Genomic DNA, 14,223 nt, shown 5'->3' with positions numbered 1-14,223 from the left:
CTGACTCCCGTCGCTCACATCTCGAACGACTCGTGATGGATGCGGCGGGCGGGGACCCCCGCGCCGCGCAGTGCTTCGTACACCTCTTGGGCGAAGCCGGGCGGCCCGCACATGAAGACGTCGTGGTTGTCGATGTCCGGCAGCTTGCGGCGCAACGTTTCCGCCGAGATGTCCGGGCGCTCCCCGCCGGGGCTGTTGACCGCGTACATCAGCCGGGCCCCGCGCTCCTTGGAGATGACGGCGAGCTCGTCCCACAGGGCCAGGTCCTGGGTGCTGTTGGCCCGGTAGAGCAGCGTCAGGTCGCCGGACGCGCCGGGCAGCGTCTCGAACAGCGCCCGCATCGGCGTGATCCCGACGCCGCCCGCCACCAGCAGCACCTTGCCGCGGCTGCGCTTGCCCGCCGTCAGTGCCCCGTACGGGCCCTCGGCCCAGACCCGGGTGCCCGGCTCCAGGTCACGCAGCGCGGAACTGTGGTCGCCGATCGCCTTCACGGTGATGCGCAGCATATTGGGGCGGGGCGCCGCCGACAGCGAGTACGGGTGGGAGCTCAGCCGCATGCCGGGCGCCAGGAAGCGCCAGCGGAAGAACTGCCCGGCCTCCGCGCCCATCCGGTGCAGCTTCCGCCCGCTGATCAGCACCGACACGATCCCGGGCGTCTCCTCGATGACCGCCTCGACCCGCATCCGGTGCTTCAGGTTGAGCCGGATCGGCGAGAGGATCCGGTACCAGACGACGAGCGCGGTCACCGACCCGTACAGCCCGTACCAGACCGTCTTCGCGGTGGGCTCCACGGCGAAGTCGTTGCCGGTGGACAGCTGGTGCCAGAACGTCAGGAACACGGCGGCGTACGTCAGCAGGTGGACGTGGTACCAGGTGTCGTACGGGATCAGCCGGCGGACACCGCCGATGGAGATGAACCCGATGAGCACCAGCAGACCCGTGCCGATCGCGGCCTTGCCCATGTCGGGCAGCTGGTTGACCGAGTCGATGGTCTGCTGGACGATCCCGCCGAGCCCCTTGCCGGACTGCAGGGCGTAGCCCCACATGGTCAGGAAGAGATGGGCCAGAACCAGACAGATCGTGTACCGGCCGCTCATGGCGTGCCAGCGGGCGACCCGGTCGGAGCCCACCCGGCGTTCCAGGGCGGGCACCCGGGCCATCTGCAGCACCACGAGCGCCATCAGATAGCCGGCGAGCAGCCCGGTGATCCGGCCCGCGTTGAGGATCTTGCTGTTGTCGTCCGCGATGGACGGGGTGTTGTTCCACCACAGCCAGATGACCCCGGCCGCGCCCGCCCAGACGGCGAGCAGCAACGGGACGGCGGGCGAGCGGCGTGGGCGAATACGGCGCATGGTCTGGCGCCGCGCGGCGCGACCACCGGCGATCGTGGACACGGTTCCTCCGTGTGTCGTCCGTGGGGACGGGGCGAGGGGAGTGGCCCCCTGGCCCAGAGATACGGTCCCCGACGGCCGTGCGTTCAGAGGCCCGCCGAGTCCAGTGCCGACTGGAGGGACTGCTTGTACCCGTCGCTGGTGTACGTGGCCCCCGAGACGGAGTCGATCTGCGCGCTCTGGGCAGCGAGCGTCTCCCGCCTGAGCTGCGGAATCGCGTAGCTGTTGATCTCCTGGTCCTTCGGGTTGTCGGTCGGGTAGGCGACCGCCGTGACATCGGTGATCCTGCCGTTCTTCACCGTCACGCGCACCTGGACGGGGCCCCAACGGGTCTGGACGGTGTCGCCGGTGACCGTCTTGGTACCCGTGCTCTTCGTGCTTCCGGAACTGCTGCTGGGGGAGCTGCTCGGGGAGCTTCCGGATGTGCCTCCGGATGAGCTTCCGGAGGACTGGGACTGGCCCGACGACGAGGACGCCTGGACCACGGTCGGCGGCGTGTGCGGCTTCAGCGACAGCAGCAGGACGACACCGGTGACGGTGGTCGCGGCGGCCAGCGTCACCCGCCGCAGCGGACGGTTCTTCTTCAGGGCGTGCAAGGCGGCCTCACAGCTCGAACGACTCGTGGTGGATACGGCGGTCGGGGACCCCCGCCGCGTGCAGCGCCTCGTACAGGTCCCGCGCCATCGCGGGCGGGCCACAGAGGTAGATGTCGTGCCCGGCGATGTCCGGCACGGCCTCGCGCAGGGATTCGGCGGTGAACCGCGGACGCGTCCCGTCGGCGCCGTTGACCGCGTACAGGACGCGCGCCCCGCGCCACTTCGCGATGGCCTCCAACTCGGCGCCCAGCGCGAGGTCTTCGGCCGTACGCGCCCGGTAGAGCAGCGTGAGGTCGCCGGGCAGCGCCTCGAACAGGGCGCGCAGCGGGGTGATGCCGACGCCGCCCGCGATCAGCAGGGCCTTGGGCCCGGTGCTCCGCTCGGGGGTCAGCGCGCCGTACGGGCCCTCCGCCCACACCCGGGTGCCGGGCCGCAGCAGCCCCACGGCGGCGCTGTGGTCGCCGAGCGCCTTCACGGTGATCCGCATCCGGTCGGGGCGCGGCGGCGCCGACAGCGAGTACGGCGTGGAGGTCCACCGCATCCCCTCGGCGAGGAACCGCCAGCGGAAGAACTGCCCTGCCTGGGCCTTCAGTTCGTCCAGCCGCTCCCCGCGCACGACGATGGAGAAGACGCCCGGAGCCTCGCGGTACACGGACTCGACGCGCAGCTTGTGCCGCAGGTTCAGCCGCACCGGCGCGAGCAGCCGGAACCACACCACCAGCGCGGCCGTGCCCAGATAGAGCACGTACCAGGCGGCCCGGGCGGCGGCGCTGCCGACGAAGTCCGAGCCGAGCGCGAGCTGGTGGAAGAAGGCGAGGAACACGGCCACATAGGTGAGCAGGTGCACGTAGTACCAGAACTCGTGGCTGATCCGGCGGCGGGCCACGCGCGCCGAAGTGATCCCGACGGCGAAGAGGATGAGCGTGCCGATCGTGGCCTTGAGCATGTCCGGGTAGTCGAACACCACGCTCAGCGTCTCGTCCACGATGCCCGACCCGTCCTGGGCGGCGTACCCGAAGAGGATCAGCGTGACGTGCGCGACGAGCAGGCAGACGGTGTACCGGCCCGCCATGGCGTGCCAGCGGGCCACCCGGTCGGAGCCGATGCGCCGCTCCAGGAGCGGGACCCGGGCCATCAGCGCCACCAGGATCGCGCAGCTGTAGCCGCACAGCAGCCCGCAGATCCTCCCGGCGTCCGTCAGCCAGCCGGCGAGGCCCACCACCGACCGGGTGTCGTACCACCACAGGGCGACGACCGCGGCGGCTCCGGCCCACAGCAGGGCCAGCAGCGGCCCGGCGGGGGAGGGCCGGGGGCGCCGGCGCCCTCGTGCCGGGCGCGGGAGGGCCGCCCGCTCGTACGTCGTGGTCATATGTCCGTCCTTCCGGATGTCCGGGAGGAAACTGTGCGTCCGGAACTTCTGAGGACGCTCTGAACGGACGCGCGACGCCGCCCCACGGCGGACCGCTCACTGCGGACTCAGAGAAAACTCAGAGGCGGGAGGGGGCGGCGCGACCTCGCCGAGGGGTGATCCTGGAAAGGACATGAACACTCCCCGCTCCCGAGGCAACGGCCGGCCCGCGCTCACCCGGCCCGACGGCACCCCCGTACGCGTCCTCGTCGTCGACGACGACCCGGATCTCGCCGAGGTGCTCTCCGGGGCCCTGCGCTACGAGGGCTGGGAGGTGCGCACGGCGGGCGACGGGGCCTCGGCCGTCACCGGGGCCCGGGAACTGCTGCCCGACGCCGTCGTCCTCGACGTGATGCTCCCGGATACCGACGGTTTCGCCGTGCTGCGCCAACTGCACACCGTGAAGCCCGACGTCTGCGTCCTCTTCCTCACAGCGCGGGACGCCATCGAGGACCGGATCGCCGGCATCACCGCGGGCGGCGACGACTACGTCACCAAGCCGTTCAGCCTGGAGGAGGTCGTCGCCCGGCTGCGCGGACTGCTGCGCCGCGCGGGCATGGCCCGGCAGCTGGACGAGGGGCCCCGGCTCACCGTCGGCGACCTGGTCATGGACGAGGAGGCCCGCGAGGTGACCCGCGGCGGCAAGCTGATCGAGCTGTCACCGACCGAGTTCGAACTCCTGCGCTTCCTGATGCGCAATCCACGCCGCGTCCTCAGCAAGGCGCAGATCCTCGACCGTGTGTGGTCGTACGACTTCGGTGGCCAGGCCCATGTTGTCGAGCTCTACATCTCGTATCTCCGCAAGAAGGTGGACGTGGGTCGCGAACCCATGATCCACACAGTGCGGGGCGCCGGATATGTGATCAAGCCGGTGGCGGGATGACACCGCGGCGGTGGCCGTGGCTGACGCGGCGGTGGGCGTGGGCCAGGCGCCGATGGTCGTGGCTGGGAGCGGGTGTGCGAAGGCTGCCGCGCCCGCGCACGATGCGGGCCCGGCTCACCGCCGGGCTCGTGGTGCTGCTCGCCGTCAGCTGCGCCGCCGTCGGGGTGGCCGCCGTGTACGAACTGAACGGCTTCCTCACCGGTCGCGTCGACCAGCAGCTCTACGACGTGGGAGCGCGGTACCCCGCGAGCCTGGAGCACCGGACCCCCACGCCGAAGTCGGACCATGACGGCGACGAACACGGCGACACCCGTAAGCAGAGCGCGGGCACCTTCGGCGCCCGGCTGGTGGGCAGCGACGTGACCAACGCGGCGGTCGTCCCCTCCGGCGCGGTTGCCACCGATCAGAACGTGTCCCTGACCGTCGCCGACAAGAAGGCCCTGGCGGACGTTCCCGTCGACGGCCGCGCCCACACCATCTGTGTCTCGGCCCTGGGCGAGTACCGGGTGCTGGCGACGAAGGGACTGGACGGCGACGTCCTGATCACCGGGCTGCCGATGGAACCGGTCCAGGCCGCGGTGCACCGCCTCGAACTGGTCGCCTCCTGCGTGTTCGGCGCGGCCCTGGCGATCGCCGGTGTCGCCGGAGCCTTCTGGGTGCGCTGGTCGCTGCGCCCGCTGAGCCGGGTCGCCGCTACCGCCACCCGGGTCAGCGAACTCCCGCTCGCCAGCGGCGAGGTGGCGTTGCCGCCGCGCGCGCCCGAGTCCGACCCGCGCAGCGAGGTGGGCCGTGTCGCCGGTGCCTTCAACCGCATGCTCGGCCATGTCGAGGACGCCCTGACCAAGCGGCATGCGAGCGAGGAACGGCTGCGCAGCTTCGCCGCCGACGCCAGCCATGAGCTGCGCACCCCGGTCGCCTCGGTCCGCGGCCACGCGGAACTGGCGCTGCTGCACCCGGACCCGGTGCCCCCCAAGGTGACCCGCGCCCTGGAGCGCATAGCCGCCGAGTCGGCCCGCATGGGCGAGATGGTCGACGACCTGCTGCTGCTCGCCCGCCTCGACGCGGGCCGCCCCCTCGAACAGCTCCCCGTGGACCTCACCCACCTCGTCCTCGACTCGGTCACCGACGCCCGGGCCGCCGGCCCCGACCACCGCTGGACCCTGGAGCTCGCGGAAGAGCCGGTCACGGTGACGGGCGACGCACACCGACTCCAACAGGTGTTGGCCAACCTGTTGGCCAACGCACGTTTGCACACACCCGTTGACACCAAGGTCACGGTCTCGCTGAAGACGGCCTCCTCGAAGGCGGAGGGGACCATCGCGGTACTGACGGTGGCCGACGACGGCCCCGGCGTCCCCGAGGACGTCCAGCCCGGCGTCTTCGAACGCTTCACCCGAGCTGACCGCCGCCGGGCGGATGGCGCGGGCGGAGGGGCGGGCCTGGGCCTGTCGATCGTGGCGGCGGTGGTAGAGGCGCATGGGGGCAGCGTGGGCCTGGAGAGCCGCCCAGGGGAGACGACGTTCACGGTCCGCCTACCAGCCGACGGCGAGGGAGGCGCCCCGTAAGGGGCGCGGGGAACTGCGCGACCAGCCAAAGACGACCTGCGGCCAACGAAACGTCCCGCACCCCTACGGCGCATCGTGCATGGGCTCAAACCGCAGACGGCGGCAACGGAAGCGGCAACCCAGGCAACCCGTCCAGGCTCGTAGCCACGTGATCCTTCTTCGTGAAGTACTCGCTCAGCGAGACGTCGTCCTCCCGGGCAAACCGCTTCGCATGCAGATCACGATCCTCGTCGTACGACATGAACGGCACCGCATAGCCACAGGTGTCCCGAACAAGTTCGGCCGTCACGACGATGATCGCGCGCAGACCGTGCGGGGTCGGGTCGATGGAAGGGAAGTGGCCGAGCAGCCCCTTGAAGCGCGGGTCGTCACGGAAGACCGGCTCGCCACGGCCGTGCACCCGCACGATGTTCGGCGGGCCCTGGAAGGCACACCACATGAGAGTGATCCGGCCGTTCTCCCTCAGGTGCGCGATGGTCTCGGCATTGCTTCCGGCGAAGTCCAGATAGGCCACGGTCAGTTCGTCGATCACGGCGAACGAACCGGTGAGTCCCTTGGGGGAGAGGTTGACCGTGCCGTCCCCGGACAGGGGCGCGGTCGCGGTGAAGAAGAGGGGCTGCGCTTCGATGAACGTACGCAGTCTGCCGTCTATGCGCTCGTAGGTCTTTCCCATGTCTAACGATTATTGAGGAAAGTCGTTCGCCTGTCTAAGGAATTAAGGGTTCCGTGGCCGAAGGTTCCGTGGCCACCCCGGCCGGCGTGCGGGGCGGCCACGGAGTCGGTCATGCGCCGTCCGTCACTTGTTCAGCGTGCAGGTGGCGAGTGAGTCCAGGCCCTGCGGCTTGGCCGCGGTGCGCCCGATGGAGATGGCGATGCGGTCGATGGTGGAGACCCGCTTGTCCTTCAGGGGGCCGAGGATCGCGTTCTGGACGAAGTTCGGTCCGCCCTGGCCGACGGTGTTCGCCAGTCGCGTGTTGGCCTCGGAGATCTGGGTGTTCAGCAGCGCCAGATTGCGGTCGACCTCGGCCTTCGCGGAGGCGGGAATCGCCGGCAGCTTCGACGCGACGTCCGGGCAGCTGATGGTGCCGGCGGCGGTCGAGCCGCTCGCGGCGCCGGTGCCGCCACCCGCCTGCGCGGTCGCGGCGGCGCTCGCGCTTGCGGTCGCGGTCGCGGTCGGCGTCGAGGCGGCGGCACCCCCCACCGCGTTCAGCGTGCACGGGGCGAGCGAGTCCAGGCCCTGCGGCTTGGCCGCGGTGCGCCCGATGGCCGTGGCGATGCGATTGATCGTGGCGACCCGCTTGTCCTTGAGGGGGCCGAGGATCGCGTTCTGGATGAAGTTCGGTCCGCCCTGGCCGACCGTGTCGACGAGCCGCTTGTTGGCCTCGGAGATCTGGGTGTTCAGCAGCGTGAGGTTGCGGTCGACCTCGGCCTTGGCGGAGGCGGGGATCGCGGGCAGGCTCGGCGCGACGGCCGGGCAGTTCACGGTGCCCGGGGATGCGGCCTTCGTCGTGGCGTTCTGGGTGCCGCTCTTGGATGTCTCCCCGGCCAAGGCGTTGCCGGCGATCACCGCTCCGGACAGCACCACTGCGGCGGCGCCGCCGATCATCACGACGCGGCGCTTGTTGTACTTCGGAAGGGCCCTGGACATGCGGAAGCCTCACTTGGTCAGGAGTGGGTGCACGGGAAGTGGGTGCACGGGAAGCGGGTGTACAAACGCGGCGCCTGCGTTCGGGGGGAAGTACGGGAAAGCGATTTCCCGCGTTCAATCACCGCCGAGATTTCCGAATCGGCAGCTCCCGGCGCCTTGTCTCGGCGTCCTGCCCCGGCGCCCTGCCCCGACCGCTCCTCGATTGACGAATCATGCAGAGTGCTGCATACTCATGCATGTCAGCGAATGCAGTGTGAGGAGAAACCCGTGACCGAGCGCGTCGTACTCGCCTACTCAGGCGGTCTGGACACCTCCGTCGCCATCGGCTGGATCGCCGAGGAGACGGGCGCCGAGGTCATCGCTGTCGCGGTCGACGTCGGCCAGGGCGGCGAGGACCTGGACGTCATCCGTAAGCGTGCGCTCGCCTGCGGTGCCGTCGAGGCCGAGGTCGCGGACGCCAAGGACGAGTTCGCCGACGAGTACTGCCTCCCGGCGATCAAGGCCAACGCCCTCTACATGGACCGCTACCCGCTGGTCTCCGCCCTCTCCCGCCCGACGATCGTCAAGCACCTCGTCGCCGCCGCCCAGAAGCACGGCGCCACCACGGTCGCCCACGGCTGCACCGGCAAGGGCAACGACCAGGTCCGCTTCGAGGCCGGCATCGTCGCCCTCGCCCCCGACCTCAAGTGCATCGCCCCGGTCCGTGACTATGCGATGACCCGGGACAAGGCGATCGCCTTCTGCGAGGAGAAGCAGCTCCCGATCGCCACCACCAAGAAGTCCCCGTACTCCATCGACCAGAACGTCTTCGGGCGCGCGGTAGAGACGGGCTTCCTGGAGGACATCTGGAACGCGCCGATCGAGGACATCTACGAGTACACCTCGAACCCGGCCACCCCGCGTGAGGCCGACGAGGTCGTCATCTCCTTCAAGCAGGGCGTCCCGGTCGCCATCGATGGCAAGCCCGTCACCGTGCTCCAGGCCATTCAGCAGCTCAACGAGCGCGCCGGCGCCCAGGGCATCGGCCGGATCGACATGGTCGAGGACCGGCTCGTGGGCATCAAGTCCCGCGAGGTGTACGAGGCTCCGGGCGCGATCGCGCTCATCACGGCCCACCAGGAGCTGGAGAACGTCACCGTCGAGCGCGAACTCGCGCGCTACAAGCGGCAGGTCGAGCAGCGCTGGGGCGAGCTGGTCTACGACGGCCAGTGGTTCTCCCCGCTCAAGCGCGCCCTGGACGGCTTCATCAACGAGGCCAACCAGCACGTCAACGGCGACATCCGGATGACCCTGCACGGCGGCCGCGCGGTCGTCACCGGCCGGCGCTCCGACACCTCGCTCTACGACTTCAACCTCGCGACGTACGACACCGGCGACTCGTTCGACCAGGCCGCGGCCAAGGGCTTCATCGACATCTACAGCCTGTCGTCGAAGATCGCCGCGAAGCGGGACCTGGCGTAAACCAGGTCCGCCCGGCGCAAACCTCCCACGCACTAGCGTCTCTGATTGGCCAGAGAGCCTGAGTATTGCTCAGGATGTGAGCCAATCGCCCTCGTGCTGAACGGCAGGAGCCGTCAGTCCGTGTGGCACGTCCCTCCGGACGCTGGTCGGTGAAGTCTTGCGACCTTGCCGAGGAGGGTGCCCGACGTCGCCTGGGCGCCGGGCGTGCGCGTGACACTCTGCTACAGGGTAGTTACGTTTGGCTAATTCGATTGGCCGCCTCCTCACTCACAAGTGGGGAGGCACTGGCAAATCCACACCCATGTCTTCTAGGAGCACGCAAGTGAGCAGCAACAGCGGTGACGTACGGCTCTGGGGCGGCCGTTTCGCCGACGGTCCCGCCGAGGCCCTGGCCAAGCTGTCCGCGTCCGTCCACTTCGACTGGCGGCTCGCGCCCTACGACATCGCCGGTTCGCGTGCCCACGCGCGCGTGCTGCACAAGGCGGGCCTGCTCACGGAGGACGAGCTGACGCGAATGCTCGCGGGCCTCGACCAGCTCGAAGCGGACGTCGCCGACGGCACCCTCGTCGGCACGATCGCAGACGAGGACGTCCACACGGCCCTGGAACGCGGCCTGTTGGAGATCCTCGGCCCCGACCTCGGCGGCAAGCTGCGCGCCGGCCGCTCCCGCAACGACCAGGTCGCCACCCTCTTCCGCATGTACCTGCGCGACCACGCCCGCATCATCGGCGGCCTGATCGCCGAGCTCCAGGACGCGCTGATCGGTCTGGCCGAGGCGCACCCGGATGTCGCGATGCCGGGCCGTACGCACCTCCAGCACGCTCAGCCGGTGCTCTTCGCCCACCACGTCCTCGCGCATGTCCAGTCCCTGTCCCGGGACGCCGAGCGGCTGCGCCAGTGGGACGAGCGGACGGCCGTGTCGCCGTACGGTTCGGGCGCGCTGGCCGGTTCCTCCCTGGGCCTGGACCCGGAGGCGGTCGCGAAGGACCTCGGTTTCGAGCACGGCTCCGTCGCGAACTCCATCGACGGCACGGCCTCCCGCGACTTCGTCGCCGAGTTCGCCTTCATCACCGCGATGATCGGCGTCAACCTCTCCCGGATCGCCGAAGAGGTCATCATCTGGAACACGAAGGAGTTCTCCTTCGTCACCCTCCACGACGCGTTCTCGACCGGCTCGTCGATCATGCCGCAGAAGAAGAACCCGGACATCGCGGAGCTGGCGCGCGGCAAGTCGGGCCGTCTGATCGGCAACCTCACCGGCCTGATGGCGACCCTCAAGGCCCTCCCGCTCGCGTACAACCGCGACCTCCAGGAGGACAAGGAGCCGGTCTTCGACTCCTGCGACCAGCTGGAGGTCCTGCTCCCCGCGTTCACCGGCATGATGGCCACGCTGACCGTCAACCGTGAGCGCATGGAGGAGCTGGCCCCGGCCGGCTTCTCGCTCGCCACCGACATCGCCGAGTGGCTAGTCAAGCAGGGCGTGCCGTTCCGCGTCGCGCACGAGGTCGCCGGCGAGTGCGTGAAGGTGGCGGAGGCCGACGGCATCGAGCTGGACGGTCTGACCGACGAGCAGTTCGCGAAGATCTCCGCCCACCTGACTCCGGAGGTGCGGTCGGTCCTCAATGTCCCCGGCGCCCTGGCGTCCCGCGACGGCCGAGGTGGCACGGCCCCGAGCGCGGTCGCGATTCAGCTGGCCGAGGTGAAGACGGACGTGGCGGCCCAGCACGCGTGGGCGATGGCCAAGCAGAAGCGGTAAGGGCGGTGTCCCTTCAGGGGCGCGGGGCTGTATCGATGTGCGGCTCCGCCGGGCGCGACAAGCCACGACATGTCCGCACCCGCCGAAGCGCCGCACGAACCGAGCTCTGAGGCGAGAGCGGAAGGGCATCGCGGGTTACGTTGGTCGAAGCCGTACCGCAGCCGACCAACGGAGCCCGCGATGCCCTTCGCCCGACTGGCCACAGCAACGACCCCCACCTGCCACATCGGCTTCGGTCTTGCCGCAGTCGGCCGCCCCGGCTACATCACCCTCGGCCGTGAGCAGGACCTCCCGGCCGAACGCAGCGTCGACGCCCTGCGCGAGCGCACCCACGAGCTTCTCGAAGCCGCCTACGCCCAGGGCGTGCGCTACTTCGACGTCGCCCGTTCGTACGGCCGCTCCGAGGAGTTCCTCGCCGACTGGCTCAACGGCCGGCCCGACATCGACGACGTCGTGGTCGGCAGCAAATGGGGCTACACCTACACGGCGGACTGGCAGACCGACGCCGAGGCGCACGAGGTCAAGGACCACAGTGTCGCCACTTACGAGCGGCAGCGCGCCGAGACGGCGGAGCTGCTCGACGACCGGCTCGACCTCTACCAGATCCACTCGCTGACCCCGGACAGCCCGGCCCTCACCGACAAGGAACTCCACGCCAAGCTCGCCGAAGCGGCCGCACAGGGCCTCTCCATCGGCTTCTCCACCAGCGGGCCCGCGCAGGCCGACGCCATCCGTGCCGCGCTCGCCGTGACGGTCGAGGGCGAGCCCCTCTTCCGTACCGTCCAGTCCACCTACAACGTGCTGGAGACCTCGGCCGCGCCCGCGCTCGCCGAGGCCCATGACGCCGGACTCACGGTGATCGTCAAGGAGGGCATGGCCAACGGCCGGCTCGCGGATCCCCATGCGCCGGACGCGCTGAAGGCCATCGCCGCGGAGACCTCCCTGGGCTGCGACGCCGTGGCCCTCGCGCTGATCCTGCGGCAGCCCTGGGCGGGCGTCGTACTGTCCGGCGCGGCCACCGCCAACCAGCTCGCCTCGAACCTGCACGCGGCGGTCGTCGACCTCGACGACGACCAGCTGTCCCGGCTCGCGGCCCTGGCCGAGGACCCGGGCGCGTACTGGGAGCGGCGCGGACAGCTGCCCTGGCACTGAGCGCCCCGTGAGCAGGGGCACTGAGCCCGCCCCCGCGAACAGGGAGCACTAAGCCCCCCCGGTAAACAGGGGGCACTGAGAGACACCGCAAGCAGAGAGCGCGTGAGACTCTCGCGCGTCTGGTGAGACAATAATGTCTCACATGGTCTATGCTTGTCTCATGGCTGTCGACCGCGAACACGTGCTGCGCAGCGCAGCCGCCCTGCTCACCCGCAAATCCACCGCCACCATGGACGAGGTCGCCAAGGCGGCCGGGATCAGCCGGGCCACGCTGCACCGCCAGTTCGCGGGGCGTGACGCACTCGTACGGGCGCTGGAGGCGCTCGGCATCGAGGAGTGCGAGGCGGCCCTGGACGCCGCCCGCCCCGACGAGGGCGCCGCCCAAGAAGCCGTACGCCGCCTGGTGAAGGAGCTGGAGAAGGCAGCCGGCCTGCTCGCCTTCCTCTACACCGAGAACCAGCTGTTCGAGGGCGAGGAACAGAACGAGGGCTGGGCGCGGATAGACGCCCGGATCGCCGCGCTGTTCCGGCGCGGCCAGGACAGCGGTGAGTTCCGCATCGACCTCACCCCGGCCTGGCTCACCGAAGCGCTCTACGGGCTCATGGCCTCGGGGGCGTGGGCCGTGACCGAAGGCCGGGTCGCCACCAAGGACTTCCACTACATGATCGTCGAGCTGCTGCTCGGCGGCGCACTACGGAGAGAGGAATCATGACCAGCACCCTGCAGCCGGCTGTCGCGGCGGAGGTGGAGAAGCGCCCGCGTCGTTGGCTCGCGCTCTCCGTCCTCGCCCTCGCCGTGCTGTTGGTGGCCGTCGACGCGACCGTCCTCGGCCTCGCGACCCCGTACATCAGCGAGGACTTGAAGCCCTCGGGCACACAGCTCCTGTGGATAGGTGACGTCTACTCGTTCGTCATCGCAGGTCTGCTCGTCTCCATGGGCAGCCTCGGCGACCGCATCGGCCGCAAGAAGCTGCTGCTCGTCGGCGCCACCGCGTTCGGCCTCATATCGGTGCTCAACGCCTATGCCACGACACCGGAGTTGATGATCCTGGCGCGGGCGCTCCTCGGTGTCGCGGGCGCGACCCTGATGCCCGCCACGCTCGCCCTGATCCGCAACCTCTTCCACGACCCGCGCGAGCGCAGCTTCGCCATCGGCATCTGGGGGGCAACAGCGTCCGCCGGTACGGCAGTCGGCCCGGTCGCGGGTGGCTTCCTGCTCGAACACTTCTGGTGGGGCTCCGTCTTCCTCATCAACCTTCCGGTGATGGTCGTCCTCGTCCTCGTCGGCAGCAGGCTGCTGCCCGAGTCGAAGAACCCGAACCCCGGCCCCTGGGACCTGACCAGCGTCGCCCTCTCGCTCGTCGGTGTGATCGGCGTCGTGTACGCGGTGAAGGAGGCCGCCGCGCACGGGCTCTCCTGGGAGCCGACGGCCGCGGGCCTGCTCGGTGCCGCCGCCCTGTACTGGTTCGTACGACGTCAACTCACGCTGCCCGCACCGCTGTTGGACGTACGGCTGTTCCGCAACCGGGGCTTCTCCGGGGCTGTGCTCGCCGACCTGTTCACCGTCCTAGGCATGTCCGGGCTCGTCTTCTTCCTCTCCCAGTACCTGCAACTCGTGCAGGGCAGAGGGCCGTTCGAGGCCGGGCTCGCCGAAGTCCCCGCAGCCGTGGGCGCGGTGGCCGCGGGTCTGGTCGCCGGCTCGGTCGCCCGGCGGTTCTCGGTGCGTGCCGTGGTCACCGGCGGTCTCGCCGCGGTGGGGCTGGCGCTCGGTGCGCTCACCCTGCTGAGCCAGTCCACCGGCTATCCGCTGCTCGGCGCCGCCCTGCTGTTCGTCGGCATCGGCGCGGGCTTCTCGTTCACCGTCACCGCCGACGTGATCCTCTCCAGCGTGCCCAAGGAGCAGGCGGGCGCCGCGTCCGCGGTCTCCGAAACGGCGTACGAACTGGGCGCCGCCCTCGGCATCGCCCTGCTCGGCTCCATCGTCACCGGCGTCTACGCGGGCTTCACCGGCCCGGCGGGCACCCCGGCCGAGGCCCATGAGTCACTGGGCGGCGCGGTGGAGGCGGCAAAGGGCCTGCCGGCACACACCTCCGAGCCCATGCTCAGCGCGGCCCGGGAGTCCTTCGTCGACGGCCTCACCCTCGCGTCGGGCGGCGGCGCGCTGGTGCTGCTGGCCACGGCGGTGGCGGCATGGTTCTTGCTGAGAGGGCAGAGGTTGGAAACGGGGCTCGAGGAGGCGCCCCGATAGGGGCGCGGGGCTGTGACATCATGCGGCTCCGCCGCGTGGGCGCGAGCAACCCACGAACAGCCGCACACGCCGTACGGCAGATGCCCAACGGCGCTGTGCGGTCTTCCGCTTTCGCT

Annotated in this window: 12 protein-coding genes; 7 read left to right on the top strand and 5 right to left on the bottom strand. The window is 70.2% G+C overall.

Annotated elements, in window-relative coordinates:
* Nucleotides 1-14: 14 nt before the first annotated feature.
* The 3 genes from AB5J50_RS10125 to AB5J50_RS10115 all read right to left on the bottom strand — a co-directional run bounded on the left by AB5J50_RS10125 (nt 15) and on the right by AB5J50_RS10115 (nt 3,356).
* Entirely contained in the window at nt 15-1,352 is a 1,338-nt protein-coding gene (locus AB5J50_RS10125) for a ferric reductase-like transmembrane domain-containing protein (protein WP_369265353.1), read from the bottom strand.
* A gap of 125 nt (nt 1,353-1,477) precedes the next feature.
* Entirely contained in the window at nt 1,478-1,987 is a 510-nt protein-coding gene (locus tag AB5J50_RS10120; protein ID WP_369256826.1) for an FMN-binding protein, read from the bottom strand.
* Nucleotides 1,988-1,994: 7 nt separating this feature from the next.
* Nucleotides 1,995-3,356: a ferric reductase-like transmembrane domain-containing protein gene (locus AB5J50_RS10115; protein ID WP_369256822.1), complete on the bottom strand. Its 1,362-nt coding sequence runs from the start codon at nt 3,354-3,356 to the stop codon at nt 1,995-1,997.
* A gap of 172 nt (nt 3,357-3,528) precedes the next feature.
* Between AB5J50_RS10115 and AB5J50_RS10110 the strand changes: the two genes are divergently transcribed.
* Nucleotides 3,529-4,278, top strand: coding sequence for a response regulator transcription factor (locus AB5J50_RS10110; protein ID WP_369256820.1), 750 nt, complete (start codon nt 3,529-3,531; stop codon nt 4,276-4,278).
* A gap of 101 nt (nt 4,279-4,379) precedes the next feature.
* Nucleotides 4,380-5,843: a sensor histidine kinase gene (locus tag AB5J50_RS10105; RefSeq protein ID WP_369265352.1), complete on the top strand. Its 1,464-nt coding sequence runs from the start codon at nt 4,380-4,382 to the stop codon at nt 5,841-5,843.
* 85 nt (nt 5,844-5,928) lie between these two features.
* Here AB5J50_RS10105 and AB5J50_RS10100 read toward each other — a convergent pair whose 3' ends face one another.
* Both AB5J50_RS10100 and AB5J50_RS10095 read right to left on the bottom strand, forming a co-directional pair.
* Nucleotides 5,929-6,516 (bottom strand): pyridoxamine 5'-phosphate oxidase family protein, encoded by a 588-nt coding sequence (locus AB5J50_RS10100; protein ID WP_369256818.1) that lies wholly within the window; start codon nt 6,514-6,516, stop codon nt 5,929-5,931.
* Between the two features lie 123 nt (nt 6,517-6,639).
* Complete coding sequence (locus AB5J50_RS10095) at nt 6,640-7,491, bottom strand: hypothetical protein (protein ID WP_369256816.1); 852 nt, start codon at nt 7,489-7,491, stop codon at nt 6,640-6,642.
* Between the two features lie 267 nt (nt 7,492-7,758).
* Here AB5J50_RS10095 and AB5J50_RS10090 point away from each other — a divergent pair, with 267 nt between their 5' ends.
* The 5 genes from AB5J50_RS10090 to AB5J50_RS10070 all read left to right on the top strand — a co-directional run bounded on the left by AB5J50_RS10090 (nt 7,759) and on the right by AB5J50_RS10070 (nt 14,107).
* A complete protein-coding gene (locus AB5J50_RS10090) occupies nt 7,759-8,952 on the top strand; it encodes an argininosuccinate synthase (protein ID WP_369256814.1) in 1,194 nt (397 codons plus the stop codon).
* A gap of 322 nt (nt 8,953-9,274) precedes the next feature.
* Complete coding sequence (gene argH, locus AB5J50_RS10085) at nt 9,275-10,708, top strand: argininosuccinate lyase (protein WP_369256812.1); 1,434 nt, start codon at nt 9,275-9,277, stop codon at nt 10,706-10,708.
* A gap of 180 nt (nt 10,709-10,888) precedes the next feature.
* Nucleotides 10,889-11,860, top strand: coding sequence for an aldo/keto reductase (locus AB5J50_RS10080; RefSeq protein WP_369256810.1), 972 nt, complete (start codon nt 10,889-10,891; stop codon nt 11,858-11,860).
* A gap of 160 nt (nt 11,861-12,020) precedes the next feature.
* Complete coding sequence (locus tag AB5J50_RS10075) at nt 12,021-12,572, top strand: helix-turn-helix domain-containing protein (protein ID WP_327427354.1); 552 nt, start codon at nt 12,021-12,023, stop codon at nt 12,570-12,572.
* Nucleotides 12,569-14,107: an MFS transporter gene (locus AB5J50_RS10070; protein WP_369256808.1), complete on the top strand. Its 1,539-nt coding sequence runs from the start codon at nt 12,569-12,571 to the stop codon at nt 14,105-14,107. Before AB5J50_RS10075 ends, AB5J50_RS10070 begins: the two co-directional genes overlap by 4 nt.
* Nucleotides 14,108-14,223: the final 116 nt, after the last annotated feature.

This window comes from Streptomyces sp. R35 (assembly GCF_041053035.1).
Taxonomy (GTDB): Bacteria; Actinomycetota; Actinomycetes; order Streptomycetales; family Streptomycetaceae; genus Streptomyces; species Streptomyces lutosisoli.
This window is presented reverse-complemented; position numbering and strand designations above follow the sequence as displayed.

Excerpts from the sequence above, each read along its gene's own strand:
- AB5J50_RS10070 (WP_369256808.1), top strand. The coding sequence starts at position 12,569 with ATGACCAGCACCCTGCAGCCGGCTGTCGCGGCGGAGGTGGAGAAGCGC.
- AB5J50_RS10115 (WP_369256822.1), bottom strand. The coding sequence starts at position 3,356 with ATGACCACGACGTACGAGCGGGCGGCCCTCCCGCGCCCGGCACGAGGG.
- AB5J50_RS10110 (WP_369256820.1), top strand. The coding sequence starts at position 3,529 with ATGAACACTCCCCGCTCCCGAGGCAACGGCCGGCCCGCGCTCACCCGG.
- AB5J50_RS10125 (WP_369265353.1), bottom strand. The coding sequence starts at position 1,352 with ATGCGCCGTATTCGCCCACGCCGCTCGCCCGCCGTCCCGTTGCTGCTC.
- AB5J50_RS10075 (WP_327427354.1), top strand. The coding sequence starts at position 12,021 with ATGGCTGTCGACCGCGAACACGTGCTGCGCAGCGCAGCCGCCCTGCTC.
- AB5J50_RS10080 (WP_369256810.1), top strand. The coding sequence starts at position 10,889 with ATGCCCTTCGCCCGACTGGCCACAGCAACGACCCCCACCTGCCACATC.
- AB5J50_RS10105 (WP_369265352.1), top strand. The coding sequence starts at position 4,380 with ATGCGGGCCCGGCTCACCGCCGGGCTCGTGGTGCTGCTCGCCGTCAGC.
- AB5J50_RS10100 (WP_369256818.1), bottom strand. The coding sequence starts at position 6,516 with ATGGGAAAGACCTACGAGCGCATAGACGGCAGACTGCGTACGTTCATC.
- AB5J50_RS10095 (WP_369256816.1), bottom strand. The coding sequence starts at position 7,491 with ATGTCCAGGGCCCTTCCGAAGTACAACAAGCGCCGCGTCGTGATGATC.